The organism is Halioxenophilus sp. WMMB6 (assembly GCF_033283405.1).
In the GTDB taxonomy this organism is placed as follows: Bacteria; Pseudomonadota; Gammaproteobacteria; order Pseudomonadales; family Cellvibrionaceae; genus Halioxenophilus.
On record NZ_JAWMQR010000005.1, the window covers coordinates 115,311 to 141,437 of the forward strand.

The following is a 26,127-nucleotide window of genomic DNA, read 5'->3' on the forward strand; positions in this document are numbered from 1 at the left end:
GGGAACAGGGCGCTTTAGTGTGTGATTGGGCACTCGGCCACTGGCCGCCGATAACCCGGCATAATCACAGCCGGGATAATAGTATAATCACGCCAGCATAATGTGAAATTACTGTTTTAGGAAACATCTCTTTGGAAGATTTGCCAATCGATTTTGCCAAGACACTGGGCAAAGATCGTCCACAATTAGCGCGCCTGCGTCAGGATATCGAACACCGCCAGCGTACCAATAAGCCGTTTGATCGACTGCTGGCTAAGATGAGTGAGCTGGTGGCGCAATCAACGCTGGCGGTTGAACAAAAGCGTGAGCGGCTGCCGGAAATCCAATTTCCGCCGGAGCTGCCCATCAGCGAAAAGCGGGAGTTGATTGCCGAGGCCATTGCTGAACACCAGGTAGTGGTATTGGCTGGAGAGACCGGTTCCGGCAAAACCACACAGCTGCCGAAAATATGTCTCTCCCTGGGACGCGGCATAACGGGAATGATCGGCCATACCCAGCCGCGCCGTTTGGCGGCCAGTACTGTGGCCGCGCGCATTGCCGAAGAACTGCAGGTGGAGCTTGGCCAGGGGGTGGGTTATCAGGTGCGCTTTGCTGATCTGAGCACGCAGTTGAGTTACATAAAATTGATGACCGATGGCATTCTGCTGGCTGAAATTCAACAGGATCCGTTACTCAATAAATACGACACGCTGATAATCGATGAGGCCCACGAGCGCAGTCTCAATATTGATTTCCTGTTGGGTTATTTAAAAACCCTATTGCCCAAGCGCCCTGATCTGAAACTGATTATCACCTCGGCCACCATCGACCTGGAACGATTTTCCCAACACTTCAATGGGGCGCCGATCATTGAGGTCTCGGGGCGAACCTACCCCGTCGAGGTGCGCTACCGCCCGCCTGTCAGTGATTTGGATGAGAGTAATCAGGCCATTCTCAATGCTATTGATGAGTTACTGCTGGAGGAGAGAAGCAGCGGTAACCGGGGTGGGGATTTTCTGGTTTTTTTAAGTGGCGAACGGGAAATTCGCGAGTGCGCGCAATTTCTTCGGCGGGCGGAGCTGGCCCATGTTGAGGTGTTGCCGCTCTATGCCCGGCTCAGCCTAAAGGAGCAGACGCGGGTATTCGGCAGCCATAAGGGGCGGCGTATTGTACTGGCGACCAATGTGGCGGAGACCTCGGTGACGGTACCCGGCATTCGCTACGTGATCGACCCGGGCCAGGCGCGCATCAGCCGCTACAGTTATCGCACTAAAATTCAACGTCTGCCCATCGAGGCTATCTCGCAAGCGAGTGCCAACCAACGCAAGGGTCGCTGTGGTCGGGTGAGTGCCGGTGTCTGTATTCGTCTTTACGACGAAGCCGATTTTTTAGCGCGCCCGGAGTTTACCGATGCCGAAATCCTGCGCACCAATTTAGCCTCGGTTATTTTGCAGATGTTGCAGCTGCGCCTGGGGGATATTCGCCGCTTTCCATTTATTGATGCGCCCGACAACCGTTTGATTAACGACGGCTTTAATCTGTTGAAGCAGTTGCGGGCGGTGGATGAACGGGGCCACCTCTCAGCCTTGGGGCGCAAGCTGGCGACCTTGCCACTGGATCCGCGTCTGGGCGCTATTTTGCTGGCGGCCGCTGAGCAGCGATCACTGGCGGAGGTATTGTTGATTGTCAGTGCGCTGTCGGTACAGGATCCGCGCGAGCGGCCGGCCGACAAACAACAGGCTGCCGATGAAAAACATCGCCGTTTTTGGCATGAGCAATCCGACCTATTGGCTTATCTTTCGCTTTGGCAACATTTTGAATCTCTGCGCCAGGAGTTATCGCAAAACCAGTTGCGCAAACAGTGCCAGAAGGAGTTTATCTCCTATCAGCGCATGCGCGAGTGGCGGGATGTGCATCATCAATTGCTGCTGGCCTGCCAACAGTTGGCTATAAAACCCAACCGGGAGGCGGCCGAGTACGAGGCCATTCATAAACCCATGTTGGTCGGCCTGCTCGATAACGTTGGCCAAAAAACCAATGATGGCGATTACCTGGGTACCCGCAATCGCAAGTTCAATATTTTTCCTGGCTCCTCGCAATTTAAAAAACGACCGGCTTGGCTGGTAGCGGCCGAGTTGCTGGAGACCAGTAAACTCTACGCCCACAGTGTGGCCAAGGTTGAACCGGAGTGGGTGCTGGCGGCAGCGGGCCATTTAGTAAAGCGCAACTATTTTGAACCCCATTATGACAGCCGGCGCGGGCAGGTCTTTGCCTATGAAAGAGTCACTCTGTTTGGCCTAACCCTGGTGGAAAAACAGCGTATTAACTACTCCACCATCAATGCCAAAGAGAGTCGTGAAGTATTTATTCGCCGGGCACTGGTTGAAGGAGCTTACTCAACCATCGATAAAAGCCGGCGGCAAAAAGGCAGTGGTAACCGTAAACCCGTGGGTGAGTTTTTTCTCCACAACCAAAAGTTAATTCACGATATTCTGGAGTGCGAAGCGAAATTTCGTCGGCGCGATTTGCTGGTGGAGGATGAGGTGTTATTCACCTTTTACAATGAGCGTGTCGGTGATGAGGTGGTTAATCTGGCCAGTTTTGAAGCCTGGCGGGAAGAGGCGGAAAAGAGCCAGCCCAGGCTTCTGTTTATTGAGCGTGAGCTACTGTTAGCCAACAGTGATGTGATGGGGGGGCAGGCGCAGTTTCCCGATAGCCTGGAGTGGGCGGGTATGGAGTTTCCGCTCAGTTATCACTTTGAGCCTGGCAGTGCTGAAGACGGCGTTAGTGTGCATGTTCCGGTCGGCCTGTTGCATCAGGTTCCCGAAAATCTACTGCAGTGGCTGGTGCCTGGCTTATTAAAAGAGAAGTGTGCGGCCCTGATAAAAAGTCTGCCTAAACAGTGGCGCAAGCAGTTTGTACCGGTGCCCACTTTTGTGGATAAAGCCGTGGTGGCCATGAGTGTCGGCAACACCCCACTTATCGAAGCGTTAAGCCAGCAGCTGTTCCGGCAAACCAGCGTAAAAGTTCCCGAGGATGTTTGGCAGCCGGAAAACCTGGATGCCTACTATCGAATGAATATTAAGGTCGATGACGAGCGTGGTCGCTTGATTGAACAGAGTCGCGACCTGGTCGAGTTGAGAGAAAAATATCGCGATAATATTCAGCAGACAATTCAGGCGGCAGGCGAAGAGCTGGAGCAGCAACAACTGGTGGCGTGGTCTTTTGGTGATCTGCCCGAATCTAGGCAGTTACAGCGTCGCGGCGTAAAGATAAAAGCCTTTCCCGCACTGGTCGACCAGGGTGATAGTGTTGCACTGAAGATGCACGACAACCCCTTGGAGGCCGAAGCCTTCAGCCTACGGGCCCAGGTGCGTTTGGCCATGTTGGCGGAGAAGAGCCGGGTCAAATATCTACAAAAGGAACTGCTCAAGGGTAAGGATATTGGTTTATCCGTTACTAATATGGGCGGTCGGGCAGAGGTGACTGAGGATATCATCGCGGCTGCGTTTAAACAGATGGTTTTTTCCGGCCAGATAGTCAGGCAACAGGCGGATTTTGAGCAGTTGCTCAACCAGCACGGCAGCGAGGTGGTTGCCCGGGCGCAGGCACTTGAAGAGTTGTTGGCAAAGGTGTTGGTGCAGGTGGTGGCTATCAGGAAGAGTATCAAAAGCAACAAAAACCCACTGGCGTTAACCTGGGCGGCACAGGATATTCAACAGCAATTGGACAACCTCCTGTACACCGGGTTTTTATTCGATACTGACTATGATCAGTTCCAACAGTACCCCCGCTATCTGCAGGCAATTGTTCTGCGATTAGACAAAGTGGCACAAAATGTTCAACGGGATCGACAGAACCTGTCGCTGGTGCAGGAGCATTGGCAGCGCTATCAGGATCTGCTTGAACAGCGCGGGCGTTTTTGGGGTTACGCTAATGAGGCGCTGCAAAGTTATCGTTGGTTGATTGAGGAGCTGCGTGTATCCCTTTTTGCGCAAACCTTGAAAACTCGACAGCCGGTCTCGGCCAAGCGACTGGATAAACTGTGGGAAGAGATTAAACAGTCGTTGTGATCGACTATTTTGAGCTATAACTACTAGGCTGGACGATAATGAACCAGTGCCTATTTTTTAGGGTGGAGTTGGCGGGTGGACAATGACGGCGTCCACAATCTTTATTCAGCCAAGTTCACGAAGGTTAGTCCGGGTAGTAGAATGCCGGCGGCAGTTGGGGTGGAGTATTACCACTTGGCTATTACAACTGTGATAGAAATTTGACATTTGACCTATGTGGTTGCCGAAACTATTCAAGTACCCTTCAGTCTTAACGTCGGTAAATAGATTACAACTCAACAATAATTGGTTCTTTAAGGAGAAATTCCATGGCGAAATCGAAATCACTTCCTTTGGCGGCGGCAGTTGGTGCAGCAGTATTGGCCACAGCAGCACTTGCCCCTGTGGCCAGTGCTTCAGAAAATCCTTTTGCAGCGACTGAACTGAGCCAAGGTTACAACCTCGCCGCCATCAATTTGGAAGGTAAGTGTGGTGAAGGTAAGTGTGGTGAAGAAAAAGCCGACGACGAAGGCAAATGTGGTGAAGAGAAGGCCGACGATGAAGGCAAATGCGGTGAAGAGAAAGCTGACGACGAAGGTAAGTGCGGTGAAGAGAAAGCCGACGAAGAAGGCAAATGTGGCGAAGGTAAGTGCGGTAACTAATTACCTTGCTGCGTAGTACAAAGCCCAGTTAGCTGGGCTTTGTTTTTTCAATCAACCGATTGGAAGCAAAATGACCAAACCATCAATCGCTGGCGCCGGATTAGGCTTACGACGCAGTTTGTTGAACTCATTACAGCAACAGACGGTGGACGATATTCAGTTTATGGAGGTCGCCCCAGAGAACTGGATAGGCCTTGGCGGTCGGCTTGGTAAAAAATTGAGAGCCTACACTGAGCGCTTCCCATTTGTTGCCCATGGATTGTCGCTTTCCATCGGTTCGCCGGCGCCTCTGGACATGGAGCTGCTGGCCAACATCAAACAGTTTCTGAAATGTCACAACATGGCGCTCTACAGCGAGCATCTCACCTACTGCAGTGATGAAGGCCATATCTACGACTTAATGCCCATCCCCTTTACCGAAGAGGCGGTTATTTACACGGCTGATCGTATTGCCCAGGTTCAGGATTTTTTAGGGGAGCGCATTGCCATTGAGAACGCCTCCTACTACTGCGCTCCGCAACAGGAGATGCCAGAGATTGAATTTATCAACGCGGTGATCGAAAGGGCGGATTGCGACCTGCTGCTCGACGTGAATAATATCTACGTGAACAGCATTAATCATCGCTACGACGCCAGTGAGTTTCTCAGCCGCTTACCCGGCCACCGGGCCCGGTATATCCACGTGGCTGGTCACTATGATGAGGCGCCTGATCTAAAAGTCGACACCCATGGGTCCAAGGTGATTGATCCCGTCTGGCAGTTGTTGGACCAAGCCTATGAGTTGTTTGGTGTGATACCCACTTTGTTGGAGCGGGATTTCAACATTCCTCCCGTTGCTGATCTACTGGCCGAACTTGAGGTTATCAAAAGCCTGCAAGCCAAGCACGCGCAGGCCCGTTCCAAGGTGCCTGGTACCAGTGCCCCAGAACCTGCTCTGGTCAGAAGCTAACCACCCCGAATCCGTCCTGTGGACAGTACAGTCGCCTGGAAAATCGTATAGACAACAGTACAGGGCCTGGCCCTGTGAGAGCCACCAGCTATGAGTTCGTTTCAACAGACCCAACGACAGCTAATCCAACATCTGCGAGCCCCGGGTGTGAATAGTGCGCCGGGGGGCATTGAAGATCGGCGCCTGCAGATCTATCGCGATCTCATCTACAACAATATTCAGAACTTTATCGCGGGCGGTTTTCCCATTCTCAGGAAGATCACCGACGAACAACGTTGGCATGAGCTGGTACGCAGCTTCATTGTTAACCACCAGGCAACCAGTCCCTACTTTCTGGATATTGGCCGGGAGTTCCTAACCTACCTGCAAGAGGGGCAAGCCGTAGAGAGCCGCGATCCTCCCTTTCTGTTGGAGCTGGTTCACTATGAATGGGTGGAGTTGGCGTTGGATATTGCTGAGGAGGAGTTGCCGGATGCCATCCCCGGGCTGGATTTGTTGGCGGGCAAGCCCCAGGTTAGCCCATTGGTATGGTGCCTCTCTTATCAGTACCCTGTGCATCAAATAGGCCCCGGCTTTCAACCGGAATCCCCGCCAGAGCAGCCCACCTTCCTGATTGTCTATCGCAATCGCGACGACAAGGTGAAGTTTATGGAGTCCAACGCCGTTACTCACCGTCTGTTGCAGCTGCTGCAAACCCCCGAGATCACCAGTGGCCGGCAGGCATTGTTAGAGATAGCGGAAGAGCTGCAGGCCCCGGAACCGGAGGCGATTGTCACAATGGGTGCCGACCTACTTGAGCAACTGCGTCGACAAGAGATTCTCTGTTAGCCTCCCGCTTTTGGGTAGCGGCTACGTTCACCGTATCGGCATAAAGGTTTCGACAGATACCCCTTCGGACACTAGAATGTGCGCCCAATTGATTTCCGCTTAGCCTTAAACAGGCAATGATGTCTGGTTTTGGTGACACTCATCGCGAGAGCCCTTACACAGATCCGCGAGAGCCATTAAACAGATCCAAGAATATTTATGAGACTCATCCTTCTCCTAACACTCTCTATTCTGGTAACCGCCTGTGCTACGTCGCCGACGGCCGTCGACCAGAGCGCGCCTGAAAACAACACTGAGGCCCCTGTCAAAGTGGTAAACAGCGACCCTTGGGAGGGTTTTAACCGGCAGGTGTACCGCTTTAATGATGCTCTTGACCGCGCTTTCCTCAAACCGGTGGCCAAGGGCTATAAGTGGATTACTCCAGATCCGGTTGAGAAGGGGGTTAGCAACGTGTTCGATAACCTCGGTGAGATAAGAACCGTGGTTAACAGCATCCTGCAGTGGAAGTGGGCGTCTGCGGGTAACAGTACTGGTCGTTTTGTGGTCAACTCCACGGTTGGTTTGGTCGGTATCTTCGATGTCGCCAAGGTGTGGGGCATGGATAAGCCAGACGGCGAGGACTTTGGCCAGACCTTGGCTACTTGGGGCGTGGGTAGTGGCCCCTTCCTGGTGTTGCCACTGTTTGGCCCATCCACTCTGCGCGATGGCGTGGCCAGGCCGGTGGATTGGTACACAGATCCTATCAATTACATTAAAGACTCTGATGCCCAACTGGGTTTGAACGCTGTCAGCGTTATCGATACCCGGGCGCAATTGCTGGAAGCCGAAGAGCTGGTCTCTGGAGATCGCTACTCCTTTATCCGCGATGCCTACCTGCAACGGCGCAATTATCTGATCAAAGATGGCCAGATCGAGGATGATTTTGGCGCCGACGACGACGCCTATGAAGATTTCGACGATATCGATTTCTAACGGCTGTCAGCGCTGCTGAGGGCACCCTGAAAAGGGTATGACTCTTTGGCCAGGTAAGTGGCTGGCACAGGCGGCCGTGCCGGCTATAGGATCCGGTTAATGGTAACGCCAATCAGGTGTCTGTTTGGGGTGTCATCGACCGGTTCGCTGCGCATTACCGTACACTCCGCCTCGATAGAGGGGCTATGGCCGTGATCGGAAGAGACGAAAACGACCAAGATAGAGCCGATGGCGTGGGGTTGTTCCACTTCCAGTAGCATGCCGTTACCACTCAGATTGAGACAGGTGCCGCGGGCTTGCTGGCCATCGGCGCTGATGATGATCTCGGCCGGAGTATTGACCTGCATTCGAATAAAGCCGCGTTTTTCGGCATGGGCGTTGCTGGGCTCTGTCATCGCTTGCACCTGTGCAGTAATAGAGTCGAGTTTTTGTCGTTATGTAAGATTGGTGCCCATTCTTAGCCATATATGCACCAAAAGCTCCCTTTTAAAGGTAATCCATAAATTCAAAATTGCACAGGAGCGTCTGTTCCCCGTCAAGCTTACCGGTTTGTTATGGGGAGCGTGGCCTGCTGCGGCCTCTGAGTAGTATGATTGTCGAACCGAGCGACTGATTTGGTAAATGCATGGCTATCGGAAAACGGAAACTGCTGCTGATTGATGACGACCGCTTGGTTCGTGAAAGCATCAGTGCCTATCTGGAAGACAGTGGTTTTGAAGTCATTGAGTGTGATGAGGGGCCACGGGGTTTGCAGCTGTTTCGGGAGCACACCCCGGATTTGGTGCTTTCGGACCTGCGCATGCCGGGTATGGATGGCCTCAATGTCCTCAAAGAGATCCACAAGATCGATGTTGATGCCCCAGTTATTGTGATCTCCGGCGCCGGGGTGATGGGCGACGTGGTAGAGGCGTTGCGGCTGGGTGCCAGCGACTTTCTGATCAAGCCAGTGGCCGATATGGAGGTTTTGGTGCATTCCATCACCAAAACCTTGGAGCGTCAGGATCTGTTGCTGGAAAACCGCCGTTACCGCGACAAGCTGGAGGCCGCCAACCGCGAGTTGCGTGAAAATCTACTGGTATTGGAACGGGATCAGCGGGCCGGGCGCTTGGTTCAGGAGCGTTTGTTGCCAATCTCGCCATTTTCCCGCAATGGCTACACGGTTGCCCATAAAATTATCCCCTCCTTGTATTTGAGTGGTGATTTTATCGACTACGCTTATTTAGGTGACCGTTATTTAGCCTTTTATCTAACCGATGTCTCCGGCCACGGGGCTTCATCGGCATTTGTAACCGTTTGGCTGAAACACCAGGTCACACGTATGGTAAGGGATAACAATTTCTTTACCGATGTCAGCACCTTTGAAGAGGGCCCCAATTGGTTGTTGAAGGAGATCAATGGCGGCCTGAAAGGGGGGCGATTTGAGAATCACCTCACCTGCCTGATTGGTGTAATCGATACGCATGAACATGAGCTTAGGTATGCGGTGGCCGGACACCTGCCGCTGCCAATTCTGAAAGTTGGCAACCAGGCTCATTATCTGGAAGGGAAGGGAAAACCCGTGGGTATATTCAGTGAAGTGGAATGGCAGGTATTCCGGCACTCATTTGCCGCTGGTACCAGCCTCATAGCCTTATCCGATGGTGTATTTGAGGTGATGGGCGAAGTATCCGTTATTGAGAAAGAAGCGCGATTACTAGAGTTGGTAGCGAGTTCTGATGGTAGTTTGGAGAGCATCACCGCGAACTTGGGTGTACAAGAGAGCCGTGAGCTTCCAGACGACATTTCTGTATTGACCATTACTCGAGGTCAGTGATCATGCAGCCTGGGCATATTTATGTCGCGGAGCAAGAGGGCGTCAACGTCATTAAGATGGTTGGTGATGTGCGACTCACTTTGTGTATCTCATTCGATAAATTCATCAAACACATGTTTGCAGAGGATGATTTTGCCTCGGTGGTATTTGACCTGCGCCAGGCGGAAGCAATCGACAGCACCACCCTCGGCCTAATGGCCAAAATCTCCATCATCTGTCAGGATCAATTTCATATCATCCCCGTGGTCATCTCCCCCGATGAAGGCATCAACCGGTTGCTGGAGAGTATGGGTTTTGACGATATATTCGAGATTGTGCGCTCGGCCAACCCCAACCTGGACTGTTCCGATGAGCTACCCCTCGAGACGTTGGAGGAGCATGCCACCAAGGCCAAGGTGCTGGAGGCCCATAAAATCCTTATGAGCCTGAACGAGAACAATCGTCGGGAATTTCGCGATTTGGTGGAGTGCTTAGAGCAAAACTAAACGGTTTTACCTCTTATTGCCCTTCCCGCGCCCAGTGTTTGGCCCGAATAAAATCGCTGTGTGCAACGTACAGCAACTCACTTACCCGCCGAATTATATACTCCTCATACTTATCCAACTCGCCATCGGCATAGGCGACCTGCCACATATTGGCCACCAGCTCGATCTTCTCCTGGTCGGAAAAGTGCTCGTTCAGTACACGGGTGTATTCGTGCAGTGAGCTGGCTGTGGCCTGGGCCTGGCGCGCCTGGCTCTCGAGATCGCTGACCTCGGTTTCGCTGAGTTGGAATTTCCCGGCCAATATCTGCATCAATGCGGTGGTTTCGGCGGGCTGAAAGTTCTGGTCTATGGCGGCAACCTCCACCAGCAACACCGCCGCCGCCAGTTGGCAGCGGTGGTGGGTGTCGGTCTGAGTGCCGGTTGGGGTTTCAAACAGTTTTTTGAATAACTCAATCATGGCGTTTTCGGGATGGTTCTCGGCCAGCGCGGTTACTGGCCTGAATTGTTTCTGGCCTGAATTGTTACTGACAGAGCGGCTTGAGTTGTTCCTCCAACTTGACCTGGTCGGCGATGAAGTTGCGAATCCCCTCAGCCAGCTTCTCGGTAGCCATGGCGTCATCGTTCAGCATCAATCGGAACTCTGCTTCAGAGAGGCTCAGTTTCTCGAGCTTTGAGCTTGCGGTTTCCGGGCTCAGCATCTGGCTTAAGGTGCTGGTGTCGGATTCCAGTTCCTCCAGCAGCTGCGGGCTGATGGTCAAACGATCACAACCGGCCAGGGCTTCAATTTCGCCGGTGTTACGGAAGCTGGCGCCCATGACGATGGTCTCGTAGCCGTGACTCTTGTAATAGTTGTAGATGGCGGTAACCGAAACCACGCCTGGATCTTTGCTGCCGGTAAAATCGGCGTCTGGCTGTTTGGCTTTGTGCCAATCCAGAATTCGCCCAACAAACGGTGAAATCAGGAATACACCGGCTTCGGCACAGGCCACTGCCTGGCAGAAGCTGAACAGCAGTGTCAGGTTACAGCGAATGCCCTCGGCTTCGAGAATCTCGGCGGCGCGAATCCCCTCCCAGGTGGCGGCAATTTTAATCAGTACCCGCTCGCGGGTGATATCTTCAGCCTCGTAAAGGGCGATAATCTGGCGCGCCTTGATCAGGGTTTTGGCGGTATCGAACGAGAAGCGGGCATCAACCTCGGTGGAGACCTTGCCCGGCACAAACTTTAAGATCTCGCAGCCAATGGCCACAGCCAGCTTGGTGGTGGCCAGGGCGACAATCTTATCGCTGCTGCTGGCGTTGGCTTTGGCCCAGGCCACCGACTCTTCGATCAATGGCTGGTACTGGGGTAGTTGCGCCGCTTTCAGCAGCAGCGATGGATTGGTGGTGGCGTCCAGCGGGCGGTACTTGGCGATTGCCTGAATATCGCCAGTGTCGGCCACAACGTCGGTGATCTCCTTTAATTGGGCTAACTTCGTGCTCATAGGTATTGGATCCTTGGGGTGCGTCGGGTCAATGCGGCTTGGCCGCTTCTAATTTATGGTTATCGGCCGCCGAGGCTTGCGATAGGGGTGGCACTGGGTGTTACCAGCGCCAGCGCTGCCCACAATGCCTCCACGCCAGCATCGGCTTGGTGAATGTGTTCTGAAAGATAGCGTCGATACTGCCGGGCTCCGGGTTGGCCGTGAAACAGCCCCAGCAGGTGTTTGGCCATATGGCCCAGTTTTTCGCCCTGCTCGAGCTGCTGCTGGCAGTAACGGGCATACTGCTCGTATACCTCCGATAGAGGGTTAGCGGCGCTAGTGGTTCCGTAGAGCGCTTGGTCTACCTCGGCGACAATACCGATGTTGTGGTAGGCCTCCCGCCCAAGCATGACGCCATCGACCTGCTGCAGGTGGTGCTGACACTCCGCCAAGGTAGTGATACCACCGTTGATGATCACCTCCAGGTCGGGCCGGTCGCGCTTTAATTGGTAGACCAACTCGTAGCGTAGTGGTGGCACCTCCCGGTTCTGCTTGGGGCTTAGCCCCTGCAGCCAGGCTTTGCGGGCATGGACGATAAACGTTTGGCAGCCTGCCTGGGTGACGGTATCAACAAAGTTGAGCAGGCCGGCGTAGTCCTCCATGTCGTCAATGCCGATGCGGTGTTTGACGGTAACGGGAATAGCCACCTCCGCCTGCATGGCGGCCACACAGTCTGCCACCCGCTCGGGGTGCTGCATTAAAACAGCACCGATCATGCCATTTTGCACCCGATCACTGGGGCAGCCGCAGTTGAGATTGACCTCATCGTAACCCCACTGCTCGGCAATGCGGGTGCATTCGGCCAGCGCCTGTGGATCGCTGCCTCCCAGCTGTAGGGCGACAGGGTGCTCTTCGCTATTAAATTTCAGAAACCGCTCCCTGTCGCCGTGCAATATGGCGCCGGTGGTCACCATCTCGGTGTAGAGCCAGCTGTGGCGGGTTAGCAGCCGCCACAGGTAACGGCAGTGGCGATCGGAATAGTCCATCATGGGCGCCACACAAAAGGTTCGGGGAGGGAGGTTGCCTGTCATGCCTATTAAATTGAGGGGGTTGATCGGTTTCGGTTGCAGAGCATCGGCGGATTTTAGCCTGTTTTAGCCGATATTACTTCACCATTTGCTGCTCTTTACCTGCAGCTGGCGCTTAATTTCCAGCCCGATTCGCAGCGGGTGTTTTGCCCTGGGTGGTTATAAAACGCTACCATGCGGGCCGCGGGGCAGCACCCCAGGCGGTAGGGCAGGAGCGGTGCTGGCGCAGTGAGGAATAGATGTTGGAGGTGGCCATTGGCCGAATATCAGGTGCCCGAGGCTGAACAGATCAGCGAAATAGAGATCAAGCGCAGCCGTTTTATCTGTTACCTGGCCCGGGCCGAGAACCGGGAGCAGGCGCAGACCTATATCAGTCAGGTGCGCGCGCAGCATCCCCAGGCACGGCACGTCTGCTGGGCCTATATTGCTGGGCCGCCGGGTACCACAGTGCTCTCCATGAGCGATGACGGTGAACCGAGCGGCACCGCCGGCCGGCCAATGCTGGCGGCGTTGCAGTATAGTGGTGTGGTTGAGGTGGTGGCGGCGGTGGTGCGCTATTTTGGCGGCATCAAGCTGGGTACCGGGGGCTTGCAGCGGGCCTACAGTGACTCTGTGGTAGCCGCCCTACAGGCTTGCCCGATGGTGGCCTGTCAACCGATGGAGCTGTGCCGCATTGAGTTCCCCTTTGCCGATGAGGCCGCCGTACGGCGCCTGCTGGAGGAGCTGGCGGTAAGCCTGGTGGCGGTGGAATATGGCCAGAGTGTGGCCATGAAAGTGGCGGTGCCGGCGGTTGATAGCACGCTGTTTGGTGAGCGGTTAACCACCATTACCGCCGGACGCGCACAGCTAAAGGCCCTGGAATAGGCTGCAGTTAGTGTTAGTCAGTGCCGTATCCGGCCCAGCTTTGCATTGCATTCAACTTAAAGAAGTAGCCGCGAAAACTAAGAATGGCGTAGTCCGGGGCCACCTTTTCCAGATAGAGCTCTGGCGCCAGCCGGTCGCCAGGTGACAACTTCATATCATTCATCACTACAAACCCCTGCAGTTGGCTGTCGGCATAGACGTGGGCGATGTAGCGAATGGGGATAATTTCACTTTTGATGGTATCGGGCAGCGCCTGAACCTCGATAAAACCCTCTTCATCACTATTACGGCGGCGGATTGGCGCGGCCTCAGGTTCCATGGCAACGGGCGCGGCAGTTACTGCTGCCGGCGGGGTCAGGGTAACAGGCGCGGCCGGCTCACCGGTGGGCGCAGGCGGGGTTTCCGCCGCGGGCGATGCCTGCCAAACCGTTTCGTTGGCTTGGCTGTTCTGGTAGAGCTGCTCGATACGTGGATCACTGGTACGCGGCGCGGCTTTAGTGGCCGGAGGGTTGCTGGAGTCGGCAACCGGCGCGATGGTTGGCGCAGCCTCCACTGGAGGCGCTGTGGCGGGTGGTTGGCTGGGGGCGGGTTTAGCTGCCGGCTCTACGCTTGTCGGCCCTGGTTCCGGTTGGGTGATGGTTGCGGGCGAAGCCTGTGGTGGGGGTGCTGCTGAAGAGCTGGATTGCCAAAGCCAGACTAACAGCACCAGCAAGACCACACCCAGCAGCGCCACTAACCACCAGCCCTGGTGGTTGCGTTTGGGCAGGGCCAGTGGTTGCGCGTCGTATTGATTGCCCAGGGTGGGGGTGTCCTGTTGCTGACGATCCTGCTCCGACTTCTGCAGTGCTTCCAAAATGTAGGACATGTTACTGACCTCCGTCGGCGGGCGCGACCAGTGAAAAGTCCGCCGCCAGGGCATCATTCATTTTTAAAACGGTGCGTATCCCGACTATGCCATCGGCGGTCAGTTGGTTTTCCGCCTGGAACAGTGTGACACGCTGCTCCAGTTCCCGGTTGTAGTGGAACTCCGCCAGCGGCTTGGGCTGGTTATCGAGAGTGGCAAAACTGCCTGCTACCCAGCGCACAAAGGGGGAGCGCTCGCCCGGTTTTAACGCGGGTTGGTAGCTGCTGGGTGGTTGCCAGAGTATTTGGCTGTCGCCTGTCCAATACTGGCCCAAGACAAACTTGGGCCAGCTTTGCGGTTCGCCACTGTGTGCCAGCAGGCGCAGCTGCCGTTTCTCATCCAGGGCGATGACCGCAGCGTAGCGTCGCTCACCAGCTACTTCCAGTGTCAGCACTGCCGGCCGGTTGTAGTCGATCAGCTGCTCCCAACTGCGCAATGTCTCGGCCAAACACTGAATGCCAAAGCTCTCCAACTGTTTACAGGGGCTGTCGAGGGCGCCGGGAAAGACATCCAGCGCCTGCTGCAGGGCGTTGGTGGCCTCCTCTTGGCTGGCGTAGGAGGCAAACAGGATCTGCTCCTCGGAGTACTCCGTGTTCGCCTTGCTAATCGGTGCACTGGGCAGCAATACCGGTTTGGGGGTGGGGGCGGCGGAACGATCGATCACGCCCGATTCCACCACCGCCGGAGGCTCGCTAGTGGCAGTAGGGGCCAGCCAGCCAAGTTGTCGGCTAACTATCCAGGCAATGACCGCGACTATCGCCAGGGATAGCAGCGTGGTCAGGATCATGGGCAGGCGGTTGGCATGGTTTTGGCCCGCTTTGGCGGCCTCGTTGACCGCCGCCTTGGCGATTTCCGGGTCGACCTGGGGGCTGTTGTGGGTGTAGGCGCCGAGCAGCGCCCGGTCGCAGGCGACATTGATCAGCCGGGGAATGCCACCGCAGGCGGTAAAGATGATCTTAATGGCGGCTTTGGTAAAGAGCATCTGGCTGGGCGGCATACCGGCCACCATCAGCCGGTGGCGGATATAGGCTTGGGTTTCGGTCAGCGTCAATGGGTCGATATGAAAGCGGGCGGTGATGCGCTGGGCCAGCTGCCGCAGCTCAGGCTTGGCCAGCAGCTCGTTCAGCTCTGGCTGGCCGATAAAGACAATCTGCAGCAGTTTTTTCTCGTCGGTCTCCAGGTTGGTGAGCAGGCGAATCTGCTCCATCACCTTGTAACCCAGGTGCTGTGCCTCATCGATAATCAGTACTGTGTTGCGGCCGCGGGCGTGGTTTTCCAGCAGAAACTTGTGCAGACCGTCGGAGAGATCCTTAAGGCTGGTGTGGTCGCGGATCTCGCTCACCTTCAGCTCATCGCAGATGCTGGCGAGCAGCTCGACACTGCTTAGGGTGGGGTTGAGGATGTAGGCGATGTCGGTGTTTTGCGGCAGTTGCTTGAGCAGGGCCCGGCTGACCGTTGTTTTGCCGGTGCCCACTTCGCCGGTCAGCAGCACAAAGCCGCCGCCGTGGTTGACCCCATAAAGCAGATGCGCCAACGCCTCTTTATGGCGGCGGCTCATGAAGAGGTAGCGGGGATTGGGCGCGATGGAGAAGGGAGCTTCCTTAAGGCCGAAGTACTTGTGGTACATAAATTGGGTTAACGTCCTAAATTATTTTAGCCCGGCGCGCTGTTGGCGCGTTTGGGCCACCATCCAACACTAACATCCTTTGCCCCAGCCGCTACCGGTCTGGTTGCACTCCCGCCGACCAACCATTCCGGATTGTGCTGGCCACCGGATGGTTTGCCACATAGGAAAAATCTGGTGTCGCTGCGGGCCGTGAACTTGGCGACGAATTGTAGCGGTATCCTGCTGGCACGTCACACCTTGCGCGATGGCGTTGGTCTCGAGCCAAGACCCAGGCTACACTGATTGGTTCCACCGGCATTGTGAGGTGAACGTGGCCGATATTCTCCCCTTTAAGCGACCTAAGCCCGCCGAGAAGCACAAAGGCAAAACGCTCTGTCGCAGCGGTTTTCACAAATGGAAAATCGTTACCGAAAAACAGTTCGATGTAAAACAGGGGCGCCTGGTAACGGTATCACGCTGTGAACGTTGTGGCGCTGAAAAGGTGGAACGCCTGTAACCACTGCCGCCGATTACACCTGGCCCCGGTGTTGACCAGCTGTGCCGCGCTTAGAGCTGCGGCATTCTGCCACCGGCAGAGTGGTGGCAGCTTGCCACAATTCTGGTTGTCAGCTGGCACCTGTGGTCGACAGTGGCGCCCCGTCCAGTTCGGCCCGGTCGCCGTTAAGCCGCAAGCGCCCCTCGGCAAACCACTGCACCACCTGAGCGTAGATGATGTGCTCCTGGGTCAATACCCTGGCCGCTAAAGAGTCTTCCGTATCACCACTTTCCACCGGCACCCGGGCCTGCAAAATCACTGGGCCGCCGTCCAGTTCGGCTGTGACAAAGTGGACGCTGGCGCCGTGTTCACTGTCGCCCGCCTCGAGTGCCCTCTGGTGGGTGTGCAGGCCGGGATATTTGGGCAGCAGGGAGGGGTGAATGTTGAGGGTGCGGCCCAGGTAGTGCTGGGTAAAGGTGGGGGTAAGAATGCGCATAAAACCCGCCAACACCAGCAGTTGTGGCTCGAACTCGTCGATGCAGGTGATCAGCGCCTGATCGTAGCTGTCGCGATCGGCAAAATCGCGGTGGTTGAGCACCCGCGTGGCAATGCCGGCCGTTTCCGCCCGGATCAGGCCGTAGGCATCGGCCTTATTGCTGAGCACGGCAACGATGTCGATATCGAGCAGCCCTTGCTGCTGGCCATCAATAAGCGCCTGCAGATTGCTGCCGCTGCCGGAGATAAGCACCACTACCCGCAGTGGCGCACGGTTGACGTGACTATTCTGTGAAGGTGACATCGGCGCTTAAATCAGCTCTACCGCTTCTTCGTTGTTGGCGCGTTGGGCAATTTCACCCAGGAGCCAGGCACTTTCGCCGTTGTGGCGTAGGCTGGCCAGAGCTTGGTCGGCCTGGTCGGCGGCTACCGCAATGACCATCCCCACACCACAGTTAAAGGTGCGCACCATCTCCCGCTCGGCTACGCCTCCCTGGGTTTGTAGCCATTGGAATATGGGAGGGAACTGCCAGCTGCTGCGGTTGATGACCGCTTTGCAGGCGTCGGGCAGAACACGGGGGATATTCTCCAACAAGCCGCCACCAGTGATGTGTGACAGGGCGTGGACATCGACCTCTTCCAGCAGTTGCAGCAGAGGTTTGACATAGATACGGGTCGGTTCTAACAGCAGGCTGGATAGGGGTTTGCCCTCTAGCTCGCTGTTGAGGTCGGCATTGCTGACTTCAATAATTTTGCGGATCAGCGAATAGCCGTTGGAGTGGGGGCCGCTGGAGGCGAGGGCAATCAGGGCGTCGCCGGGGCTGACCTTACTGCCATCGAGAATTTTGCTCTTCTCCACCACACCGACACAAAAGCCGGCCAGGTCGTAATCTTCACCTTCGTACATGCCGGGCATTTCGGCGGTTTCTCCGCCCACCAGCGCGCAGCCGGCCAGCAGACAGCCGGCACCAATACCGGAGACCACATCGGCAGCGACATCGACGTTGAGGTGGCCGGTGGCGTAGTAGTCCAGGAAGAAAAGCGGTTCGGCACCGGCCACTACCAGGTCGTTAACGCACATGGCCACCAGATCGATACCGATGGTTTCATGCTGGCGCAGATCCATCGCCAGGCGCAATTTGGTGCCTACACCATCGGTCCCGGAAACCAACACTGGTTGTTGGTACTTGCTTGGAATTTCGCACAGGGCGCCAAATCCGCCCAGGCCGCCCATCACTTCTGGTCGGGTAGTCTTTTTGGCGACGGACTTAATACGGTCGACCAGGGCGTTACCGGCGTCAATGTCGACACCGGCGTCTTTGTAGCTCAGCGATGGCGGAGTTTTTTCTGTCATGGTGGTGGTTGCTAATCCAGTGAAATTCGGTGAAGAACCCGCCGGGGGGCAGGCGAGGGTCGCATAGTCTACCAGTAGTGGGGGTGGCTCGGTAGGTGGCGGGCCAATGGCGAATAAAATTGTGGCCCAGAACCGGATTCCTGGGGCGTGGTCTTCTATTTGCCGGGAGGCTAGTGTAGTGTTGCCGGCGTTCGCCGTTGGTACCGGCATTATTGATTCCAGGTGCCATAATAAGAACTTAATTTGATTGAATTTTTGGACAATTGCATGCAGCAGATGCGTTTGCGTAGTTGGCTTTGCTTGGCGCTACTGGCCGCAGCCCTGGTGGCACCGCTGGCTAAAGCCGTACCGGTGGACAACCTCTATCAGGCCGATGTGCCGGTAGAAGATCGCAGTTCCGCCACTCGTAACAAAATGATGGACGCGGCACTGGCCCAGGTGTTGGTGAAGATCACCGGCAACCCCACTTACCTGAACGATGCCACCCTCAGCCGGGCAATTCGGCAATCCAGCAAGTATGTGCAGGCCTACAGCTACTCCTCCGACGCCAGCAATAACACCTTTCTGAATGCCCGTTTCTCCAGTACGTCGATCAATAATCTGCTGAAGCAGGCCGGTGTACCCCTGTGGCCGGAGAACCGCCCCCGGGTGCTGGTTTGGCTGGCGCGCCGCGACTACCAAACCGGCACTGAAATCCTGACACCCAATACCATACTGGGCGGTGACCCCAGCCAGACTATCTATCAGCGGGTGGCCGTTGACGCCAACATGAAAGGCCTGCCCGTTGTTCAGCCGCTGATGGACCTGGAAGATCAGATGCAGATCGCCGCCGATCAGCTGTGGGCGCTCGATAGCGCCGTCATTACCGCCGCCAGCCAGCGCTACAAGCCCGACAGTATCCTGGTGGGGCGGATTACGGCTACCTCCGGAGGCCAGTGGCGCATCAGCTGGTGGTATCTGCAGGACACACAGTTTGAGGTGTTCGACAGCACCGCCGAAGCCATTGATCCGGCTCTGGAGCAAGGGCTGGGTGCCTTGACGGCCTATCTGGCCTCCATCTACGCCGTGCCGATTACCGGCAGCTACGGAGTGGCGCTAAATGTTGAAATTGGCGGTATCGATGGCTTTGCCGACTACGCCGGCGTGGTGCGCTACCTGAGTGGGCTGGCTGCGGTGCAGGGCTATCAGTTGCGGCAGGTGACACCCCATAGGCTGGCACTCACCCTATATCTGAGTGGCGACAGCAATCAGCTGCGCGACGCTCTGGCGCTGGATAAAAAGTTGGAGCCGGTTACCGGGCTCGGCGTCGATACCACCGCCGCAATGCAGCTGCGCTGGCGCTCGGATGCGGCTCTGTAAATGGCGTGCTGCCTAACACTCCATGGCCAATAACAGTCAACAACTTCCGCTGGCGGTAAGCCTGGATGTCGAAGCGAGCTTCGACAACTACTATCTGCCAGAACACTCCCCCAATCTGACCGCATTGCAAACCCTGTTCTTGATGGTTCAGGGGCAGGGGGAGCTGGTCAGTTACCTGTGGGGGGAGCGGGATGTTGGCCTGTCGCACCTGCTGCAGGCCTGCAGCCAGTTGGCGCCGAGCTTTAACCTGCAAGCTTGTTATCTCTCCCTCGCCCCCGGCAACCCGCCGCTAACCGGTGATCTGCTCGACGAGCTGGCAGCGGCCGACCTGGTCTGCCTGGATGATGTCGATCAGGTGGCGGGTGATGATGCGCTGGAGCAGGAAATCTTCGCCTTGTTTAATTGTCTGCGCGACCGCGCTGCCCGGGTGATCTTCGCCGGTCATCGCTCACCGGCACAACTCGCGTTTAAACTGGCTGATCTGCAGAGTCGTATTCTGTGGGGGCCGGTGTTCCAAGTTCACGCCTTGAGCGACGAGGACAAGGCCAAAGCTCTGCAACTGCAAGCTCATCGCTTGGGGTTGAAACTGCCGGAGGAGGCGGCCGGTTACATTGTTAACCACTCGGCCCGTAATCTGGGAAGCTTGTTTGAATTTCTAAAGTTGCTGGATCGGGAATCGTTAGCCCAACAGCGGCGACTAACCATTCCCTTTATCAAGCAGTGTTTGCAGGCTTAGCTCTGCGCCTGGCCTAGGGCGCCAGGCAGACCAGGCACATGGCGTAGCTGGCCCGTGGGTCATTCATGGCGTCCAGCATCTGCCAGGGTGCCAGCAGTGACTGCAGGTGTGTTACCAGGCTTGGTGGCAGGCCACTGCTGGCCTGATGTTTGCCCATCACGGTGCGCACCTCCTGCACCACTTCAGCACGATTCAACTCCGATAAAAACTGCTCCATGGGGCTCAGCGGCTTGATGATGTGCTGCACCTCGTAGTGGTCGAGTTCGGCCAGTTCCGCCGCCCGGGCAATAACGTCTTCCAGGTTGCCCAGGCGATCGACCAGCCCCAACTCCAGTGCCGTGTTACCACTCCAGACCCGCCCCTGGGCAATCTTGTCGATCTCCTCCGGGCTGCTGTTGCGGGCATCGGCCACCAGCCCTAAAAAGACGCTGTACATGTGGTTGATGCCCTGTTGCAGCAGGTCTTCCGCCATGGGCGAGAGCTCCCGGTCGGCGCGCACGGCACCGGCCAGGGCGGTGGTGCTGAGGCCATCGGTGCTGACTCCGATCTTATCGAGGCTCTTCTCGAAGGTGGCGAAGGCGCCAAATACCCCAATAGAGCCGGTAATGGTGGTGGGTGTCGCCCAGATCTCGTCACCGGCGGTAGCGATCCAGTAGGCGCCGGAGGCGGCGATACTGCCCATGGAGATAACGATGGGGATTGGACGCTCGTTGGCCAGTTGCACCAGCCCCAGACGGATATTTTCCGAGGCCTGTACGCCGCCACCACCGCTGTCTAAACGAATCACCAGCGCTTTGATGGAGGTGTCTTCCTGCACCTGCTGCAGCAGCGCCAGAAAGCTCTCATCACCGGTTTCACCACTGGGTTGCTCTCCCTGGGAGATGAGACCGCGGGCGGTGATCACCGCCACCCTGTCGCGGTGCAGGGGCACATAGGTGGAGTGGTGCATGGCCAGGTACTGCTGGAAGGTGAGACCGTCGTCGGGCTTGGTGCCGAGCTTCACTGCCAGCTGCTGCTGGAACTGGCTGCGGGTACTCAGCTGGTCGACCAGGCCAGCGTCAAGGGCCAGTTTGGCGGAGTCACCCTGATGCTCGGCCAGGGATTTGTCCATGGTGTTGATAAAGTCGTTCAGTGCGCCCTTGGGCAGGTTGCGCTGCTCCTCCACCCGTGAGCTGTAGACCCCCCACAGCTCATCCAACCAGAGCTGGTTGTTCTCTTTGGAGGCCTGAGACATGTCATTGCGCATGAAGGGCTCCATGGCATCTTTGTACTCCCCGGCCCGGAAGATGTGCATGCTGACCGCCAGTTTATCGAGGGTCTCTTTGAAGTAGTTACGATAGGTGGCGAAACCGGTCACCAACACCGCTCCCAGGGGGTTGAGGTGGATCTCGTCGGCGTAGCTGGCCAGGTAATACTGCTGCTGGGTGAGGTTGGAGCCGTAGGCGTAGATCGGCTTGCCGGCGGCTTTAAAACGCTCCAGCGCAACGCCTACCTCCTCCATTTTGCTGATACCTGCGCCGAGCAGACTGTCGAGATCCATGGCCATGGCGGTGATGCGTTTATCCTCGGTGGCCAAATCGATGGCGGTGACCAGGTCAGAGACCAGGGTCTCTACCTGATCAGGGGTGGTCTCTTCCAGCAGTTGGGTAAGTGGGTCGATATAGGTGTACTCGTCCACCAGCAGACCAGAGGGGGCGAGCACCAGCAGGTTGTCTTCGCCCAGTTGCGGGGCTTTCGCCGGCCACAGGGAGGCGATGAAAATTATCAACAGCAGCAGAAAGATCAGGTTCAGCAGTGCGACCCGCAGCCAGGTGATGAGATTCCAAAACCCACCGAAGAGTCGGCGCAGGATGCCGGGTGATCGTTGGCTCATAATGTTTTCCTTAAACGCATGCTATTGAGCGGAATTGCAGGCTAAGACGGTTTATCAATCCTGGACGTTTACAACTGGCTGGCAAAAAGTGCCGTTTAACCGGCGGGCCTGTCTACACCCATTGCACTCCAATGAGTGTAGAGGCCCTGGCACTATTTTTCATTGTTGGCTTCGGTGGGACTCTCTTCGATGTGACCGGCAGCCACGGCGGCGTAATATTGCCAGCGCTGGGTGTAGCGGCTGCTGAGCAGTGCGCTGCAAAACAGAATAGACACCAGCACCAAATTGACGGCGTCGGTCCACACCCGCAATGGCGAACCCAGTTCAACGACAAACGCGGTGAAATAGGCCAGTAGCACAAAGCACATCCAGCTGTAGGTGCGGTAGGCGATGCGCACTTTCAAGCCCGGGATAAAAATCAGCAGCGGCAGCCACTCCACCAACAACAATTTAAATGAGAAACCATTGATCAGCCGGGCTACCAGTAGCATGGCTATCAGTGCCAGGTAGGTGCTGAGGGTAATGCGATAGGCGCTGTTGGCTTTGCGTTGCCAATAGCTGGCATCCGAGGGAGAGGTCATAGGTAGTTACAACAGTTTAAGGGCGGTTTGAGCCAGTCGCTTGCCCTGGGCTCGGCTGAGTTGGAGTTCGTCTTCACTCAAATGCTCATGGGCACCGTGGTGGCTGACACCATAGGGAGTGCCACCGGTGCTGGTGCGGTTCAGGGCGGTTTCACTGTAGGGTAGGCCTTGGATCAGCATACCGTGGTGCAAGAGCGGGTTCATCATACTGAGCAGGGTGCTTTCATGGCCGCCGTGCAGGCTGGCGGCCGAAGTGAACAGCGAGGCCGGCTTGCCAATCAGAGCACCCGACAACCACAGGTCGCTGGTGCCGTCGAGAAAATATTTCATGGCCGCGGCCATATTGCCAAACCGGGTGGGGCTGCCAAGCGCCAGGCCGGCGCAACCGGTCAGATCCGCTTTCTCGCAGTAGATGGCGCCTTCAGCCGGGATATCCGGCTCACTGGCCTCGCAGTTGGGGGAGACAGCCGGCACTGTGCGTATCCGGCTGCTGATGCCAGGCACCTGGTCGACTCCTTCGGCGATGGCGGTGGCCAGATCGCGGGTGGCCCCATTACGGCTGTAATAGAGGACAAGAATGTAGGGTTCTTCAACGGAACTCATTGCAACAACTCGGGCGGGTTCAATTAGAGCAGGGCTTTGACGTTTTCGGGGGGGCGGCCCAGTACGGCGCTATCCCCTTTAACCACAATGGGGCGCTCGATCAGTTTGGGGTGCTGCACCATAAAGTCGATCAGCTGGGCGTCGGTTAATTCCGGGTTTTTCAGGTTGTTCTCTTTATAGGCATCTTCGCCTTTTCGCAGCAGGTCGCGGGCCCCGATACCCAGCTTGCTGAGCAGTGTTTGCAGGGTTTTGGCGTCGGGCGGGGTCTCCAGGTAGAGGACCACTTCCGGCTCAATGCCGGCGGCTTCAATCAGGGCGAGCGTATCGCGCGATTTGGAACAGCGCGGGTTGTGATAAATGGTCAGCATGCAAAATCCTTAGTGTTATTGAACGCTCAATGTCGCCAGGGGGTAGCCGCCAAGCGGCGGCAAGCCCAGCCCCACTGAGTTGGCCTCAGTTGACATTGGCGGTTTTATTGATACCTTTCAGCCTACTTTCAATCTCGCAGACCAGCAGGAAGCGACCGTTTTGGGCCATTTCCAACGGTGAATCTCTGTCAATTCGGGCAAGGCCGCATGGTAACAAATAAATTTTATTTGTGGATAACACAAGTTGCCCGCTACAGCTTCAAATTGCTGCTGGAGATCTACCGCCATTTCACCTCCAGCAATTGTCAGCAGAGCGCCGCCGCGCTCACCTACGTCTCCCTCTTTGCCTTGGTGCCGGTGCTGACCCTGGTCTATTCCATGCTCTCTCTGCTGCCGGCCTCGTCCACTTCTCAGGGGCTGGAGGCACAGCTGCAAGGCCTGATCTTTGATAACCTGGTGCCCGCCACGGGTCAGGCGGTACAGAGCTACCTGGCTGAATTTACCGCGCGCGCCCGCAAGCTGACCCTGCCCGGTGTGGCCATGCTGGTGGTGACGGCCTATCTGATGTTGAAAACCATCGAGCGCACCTTCAACAACATTTGGGAGGTAGAGAACAATCGCAGTGGTGTCTCCAACTTTCTCATCTATTGGGCCATCCTGACCCTGGGCCCCCTGTTATTGGGGGCCGGCTTGGTGATCAGCACCTATGTGCTGTCGCTGGAGCTGATGGTGGGCGAGGACGGTGCCGTTAACCTGGCACCGGCTCTGTTCAATTATCTGCCGATGTTGCTGTCGGCGCTGGCCTTTACCCTCTTTTTTCTATTGGTACCCAACTGCCCGGTGCTGCTGCGCGATGCCGTGGTGGGCGGCGTGCTTACCGCCATGCTGTTTGAACTGGCCAAAGGCACCTTTGCCGACCTGGTGGCCAAAAGCAGTTACCAACTGATCTACGGCGCCTTTGCCATCGTGCCCCTGTTCCTGCTCTGGATCTATGTGCTGTGGGTGCTGGTGCTGGGCGGCGCGGTACTGGTGCGCACCCTGGCGCACCTGCGCATTGAAGCGCGCAGTCTCAACTATTCCGACCTAATAGCCGCGTTGGTGTTTATTGCTGCGGTAGTGAAGGGGATGGATGCCGGTCGCAGCGTGCGTGGTGTAGATGTCTTCAAACTGGGCGTGCACTCTCAGCAGTTCAATCGCATCAGCGCCAAGCTCTTAAAAGCGGGTGTGGTGATGGAGACCCGCTCCGGGCGTTTTGTGCTTGGCCGTACCCTGGAGAGCCTGACACTGATTCAGTTGGCCAAACTGCTCCACAGCAGTGCCTACCAACTCTCCCATTTTCAGGCCGAGGCCGGCCAGCCGTGGCAGCAAAAGCTGAAGGAGCGGCTGGCCCAATGCGATCACCTCCAGCAGGAGGCGTTGGATATCGACCTACATGTGCTGTTAAAAGAGTAGCCGGCGCGTAAACGCCTTCGGGGCACCGGTCGCCGGGCCATCTTCGACGCCTGTCTGGCGCATCCTTCAACGAAAAAGATCCCTTCTATACTTAGTCAGGTGGTGCCGAATTACCTGGCTACCCCAGTTTGGCGCCTTACCGCGGCTGATCTGAGATGACTCCAATCGGGCGTGGGTGGACAGGCCATTAACGCGGGCAGGGTGGGTGCCCTTTCTCGATCTGTTTACAGGGGGGGCTGGTTAACAGGTGTTGGAGGTGATCACGGTAGAGCAGCGCAACCATGTGGTGATGCCTGCCGCCGGTGATATTTGGCCGGCTGCCCGCGCGGGTGGGTAAGCGTTCATTAAACGCCCATTAATCAGCTAAAGAGTGGTAGCGGCGCTACGGATAGCTCTGATTCCCAGAACTCAGTGCGGTACCCAGAGCAGCAGCAATGTAAGGAGACGGATGTGACTGTTGGTTTAGACGAAGAGCAGAAAAATGCACTACAGGAAGTGTGCAACGTCGCCATGGGGGCGGCGGGTGAATCCTTGGCGGCCTTTACCGGTGCTTTGGTCGAGTTATCAATCCCGCAAATCCAGACAATCGAGCCGCGTGAGCTGACTGTATCGTTAACGGAGCTGGGTGTCGGCGAAAATGTCTCGGCCATGGCGCAATCCTTTCACTTTGCCGAGGTAGAGTGTTTTGCCCTGGTGGTGGCCACGGAACACAGTATCGCCGAGCTGTGCAACCAGAAAATTGTCGAGACCGACGCCCAGTGCAGCCAGCTTTTAATTGATTTTTGCCGCGCCATTACCGATGTCTGTCTGACCCGACTGGGCGAGCTGATGTCGACTGAAATAGATAAAGCCGCCGCATACACCGTGGTGAAAGATATTCCGGTGGCGGATTTGGTCTTCAATGAGATCCTCTCCTGGCATCGTCTGTGGGCCATCGAAATTAACTATCACCTGGAGAATCACCCGTTCAGCTGTGACCTGGTGATTTTGATTCCCGATATCCTGCATGACCACTTTATCGCCGTATTGGAACGGCTGTTGATCGAGTAATCCATCTCCAGCCGCTGACAGCCATTCCGGAGGGTTTGGCGTGGCGGATAGTGTGGGTATGGCTTCGGGTCGCGTGTTACAGTAACAACCTGTTGTGA

At 56.3% G+C, this 26,127-nt stretch carries 25 protein-coding genes; 13 read left to right on the forward strand and 12 right to left on the reverse strand.

All coding sequences use genetic code 11. The annotated features are described in order from the left end of the window. Positions 1-131: 131 nt before the first annotated feature. The 5 genes from hrpA to SBL51_RS13775 all read left to right on the forward strand — a co-directional run bounded on the left by hrpA (position 132) and on the right by SBL51_RS13775 (position 7,442). A complete protein-coding gene (gene hrpA / locus SBL51_RS13755) occupies positions 132-4,052 on the forward strand; it encodes an ATP-dependent RNA helicase HrpA (RefSeq protein WP_317931566.1) in 3,921 nt (1,306 codons plus the stop codon). 308 nt (positions 4,053-4,360) lie between these two features. Continuing rightward, the gene (locus SBL51_RS13760) at positions 4,361-4,693 is read left to right on the forward strand and encodes a hypothetical protein (RefSeq protein WP_317931567.1); all 333 of its coding nucleotides are present in this window, start codon (positions 4,361-4,363) and stop codon (positions 4,691-4,693) included. 70 nt (positions 4,694-4,763) lie between these two features. Continuing rightward, complete coding sequence (locus SBL51_RS13765; RefSeq protein ID WP_317931568.1) at positions 4,764-5,642, forward strand: DUF692 domain-containing protein; 879 nt, start codon at positions 4,764-4,766, stop codon at positions 5,640-5,642. A 90-nt stretch (positions 5,643-5,732) separates the two neighbouring features. Then, a complete protein-coding gene (locus SBL51_RS13770) occupies positions 5,733-6,470 on the forward strand; it encodes a DUF2063 domain-containing protein (RefSeq protein ID WP_317931569.1) in 738 nt (245 codons plus the stop codon). Positions 6,471-6,668: 198 nt separating this feature from the next. After that, positions 6,669-7,442 carry a VacJ family lipoprotein gene (locus tag SBL51_RS13775; RefSeq protein ID WP_317931570.1) on the forward strand — a complete coding sequence of 258 codons (774 nt, stop codon included), beginning with the start codon at positions 6,669-6,671 and terminating at the stop codon, positions 7,440-7,442. Between the two features lie 83 nt (positions 7,443-7,525). Here SBL51_RS13775 and SBL51_RS13780 read toward each other — a convergent pair whose 3' ends face one another. Further along, complete coding sequence (locus SBL51_RS13780; protein ID WP_317931571.1) at positions 7,526-7,837, reverse strand: PilZ domain-containing protein; 312 nt, start codon at positions 7,835-7,837, stop codon at positions 7,526-7,528. A gap of 230 nt (positions 7,838-8,067) precedes the next feature. On the opposite strand from SBL51_RS13780, the gene SBL51_RS13785 reads away from it, so the two are divergent. After that, on the forward strand, positions 8,068-9,255 hold the full coding sequence (locus tag SBL51_RS13785; protein WP_317931573.1) for a SpoIIE family protein phosphatase: 1,188 nt from the start codon (positions 8,068-8,070) through the stop codon (positions 9,253-9,255). A gap of 2 nt (positions 9,256-9,257) precedes the next feature. Next, complete coding sequence (locus SBL51_RS13790; RefSeq protein ID WP_317931574.1) at positions 9,258-9,740, forward strand: STAS domain-containing protein; 483 nt, start codon at positions 9,258-9,260, stop codon at positions 9,738-9,740. 13 nt (positions 9,741-9,753) lie between these two features. Here SBL51_RS13790 and SBL51_RS13795 read toward each other — a convergent pair whose 3' ends face one another. The 3 genes from SBL51_RS13795 to dusA all read right to left on the reverse strand — a co-directional run bounded on the left by SBL51_RS13795 (position 9,754) and on the right by dusA (position 12,291). Beyond that, positions 9,754-10,197, reverse strand: coding sequence for a TerB family tellurite resistance protein (locus SBL51_RS13795; protein ID WP_317931575.1), 444 nt, complete (start codon positions 10,195-10,197; stop codon positions 9,754-9,756). A 64-nt stretch (positions 10,198-10,261) separates the two neighbouring features. Then, positions 10,262-11,221, reverse strand: coding sequence for a transaldolase (gene tal, locus SBL51_RS13800; RefSeq protein WP_317931576.1), 960 nt, complete (start codon positions 11,219-11,221; stop codon positions 10,262-10,264). Positions 11,222-11,280: 59 nt separating this feature from the next. Next, the gene (gene dusA, locus SBL51_RS13805) at positions 11,281-12,291 is read right to left on the reverse strand and encodes a tRNA dihydrouridine(20/20a) synthase DusA (protein ID WP_317931577.1); all 1,011 of its coding nucleotides are present in this window, start codon (positions 12,289-12,291) and stop codon (positions 11,281-11,283) included. 252 nt (positions 12,292-12,543) lie between these two features. Here dusA and SBL51_RS13810 point away from each other — a divergent pair, with 252 nt between their 5' ends. Then, on the forward strand, positions 12,544-13,152 hold the full coding sequence (locus tag SBL51_RS13810) for a YigZ family protein (RefSeq protein ID WP_317931578.1): 609 nt from the start codon (positions 12,544-12,546) through the stop codon (positions 13,150-13,152). A gap of 13 nt (positions 13,153-13,165) precedes the next feature. Here the strand turns inward: SBL51_RS13810 and SBL51_RS13815 are convergent, their stop codons facing one another. Continuing rightward, positions 13,166-14,017 (reverse strand): general secretion pathway protein GspB, encoded by an 852-nt coding sequence (locus SBL51_RS13815; protein ID WP_317931579.1) that lies wholly within the window; start codon positions 14,015-14,017, stop codon positions 13,166-13,168. Position 14,018: 1 nt separating this feature from the next. Further along, positions 14,019-15,683 (reverse strand): ExeA family protein, encoded by a 1,665-nt coding sequence (locus SBL51_RS13820; RefSeq protein WP_317931580.1) that lies wholly within the window; start codon positions 15,681-15,683, stop codon positions 14,019-14,021. Between the two features lie 310 nt (positions 15,684-15,993). Between SBL51_RS13820 and SBL51_RS13825 the strand changes: the two genes are divergently transcribed. Beyond that, the gene (locus tag SBL51_RS13825; RefSeq protein ID WP_317931581.1) at positions 15,994-16,179 is read left to right on the forward strand and encodes a hypothetical protein; all 186 of its coding nucleotides are present in this window, start codon (positions 15,994-15,996) and stop codon (positions 16,177-16,179) included. Between the two features lie 109 nt (positions 16,180-16,288). On the opposite strand, the gene purN is transcribed toward SBL51_RS13825, so the two are convergent. Further along, positions 16,289-16,957: a phosphoribosylglycinamide formyltransferase gene (purN, locus tag SBL51_RS13830; protein ID WP_317931582.1), complete on the reverse strand. Its 669-nt coding sequence runs from the start codon at positions 16,955-16,957 to the stop codon at positions 16,289-16,291. Positions 16,958-16,963: 6 nt separating this feature from the next. Continuing rightward, entirely contained in the window at positions 16,964-18,007 is a 1,044-nt protein-coding gene (purM, locus tag SBL51_RS13835; RefSeq protein ID WP_317931583.1) for a phosphoribosylformylglycinamidine cyclo-ligase, read from the reverse strand. A 282-nt stretch (positions 18,008-18,289) separates the two neighbouring features. On the opposite strand from purM, the gene SBL51_RS13840 reads away from it, so the two are divergent. Both SBL51_RS13840 and hda read left to right on the forward strand, forming a co-directional pair. Beyond that, complete coding sequence (locus SBL51_RS13840; RefSeq protein WP_317931584.1) at positions 18,290-19,366, forward strand: DUF2066 domain-containing protein; 1,077 nt, start codon at positions 18,290-18,292, stop codon at positions 19,364-19,366. A 22-nt stretch (positions 19,367-19,388) separates the two neighbouring features. Then, on the forward strand, positions 19,389-20,102 hold the full coding sequence (hda, locus tag SBL51_RS13845; RefSeq protein WP_317931586.1) for a DnaA regulatory inactivator Hda: 714 nt from the start codon (positions 19,389-19,391) through the stop codon (positions 20,100-20,102). Between the two features lie 13 nt (positions 20,103-20,115). On the opposite strand, the gene sppA is transcribed toward hda, so the two are convergent. The 4 genes from sppA to arsC all read right to left on the reverse strand — a co-directional run bounded on the left by sppA (position 20,116) and on the right by arsC (position 23,527). Continuing rightward, a complete protein-coding gene (gene sppA / locus SBL51_RS13850) occupies positions 20,116-21,975 on the reverse strand; it encodes a signal peptide peptidase SppA (RefSeq protein ID WP_317931587.1) in 1,860 nt (619 codons plus the stop codon). A 152-nt stretch (positions 21,976-22,127) separates the two neighbouring features. Further along, positions 22,128-22,556: a DUF2069 domain-containing protein gene (locus tag SBL51_RS13855; protein ID WP_317931588.1), complete on the reverse strand. Its 429-nt coding sequence runs from the start codon at positions 22,554-22,556 to the stop codon at positions 22,128-22,130. A gap of 6 nt (positions 22,557-22,562) precedes the next feature. Continuing rightward, a complete protein-coding gene (gene wrbA, locus SBL51_RS13860) occupies positions 22,563-23,159 on the reverse strand; it encodes an NAD(P)H:quinone oxidoreductase (protein ID WP_317931589.1) in 597 nt (198 codons plus the stop codon). Positions 23,160-23,182: 23 nt separating this feature from the next. After that, entirely contained in the window at positions 23,183-23,527 is a 345-nt protein-coding gene (gene arsC / locus SBL51_RS13865) for an arsenate reductase (glutaredoxin) (protein ID WP_317931590.1), read from the reverse strand. Between the two features lie 207 nt (positions 23,528-23,734). Between arsC and SBL51_RS13870 the strand changes: the two genes are divergently transcribed. Together SBL51_RS13870 and SBL51_RS13875 are read left to right on the forward strand one after the other, a co-directional pair. Further along, positions 23,735-24,979, forward strand: coding sequence for a YihY family inner membrane protein (locus SBL51_RS13870; RefSeq protein ID WP_317931591.1), 1,245 nt, complete (start codon positions 23,735-23,737; stop codon positions 24,977-24,979). A 450-nt stretch (positions 24,980-25,429) separates the two neighbouring features. Further along, a complete protein-coding gene (locus SBL51_RS13875; RefSeq protein WP_317931592.1) occupies positions 25,430-26,029 on the forward strand; it encodes a hypothetical protein in 600 nt (199 codons plus the stop codon). The last annotated feature ends 98 nt before the right edge of the window (positions 26,030-26,127 follow it).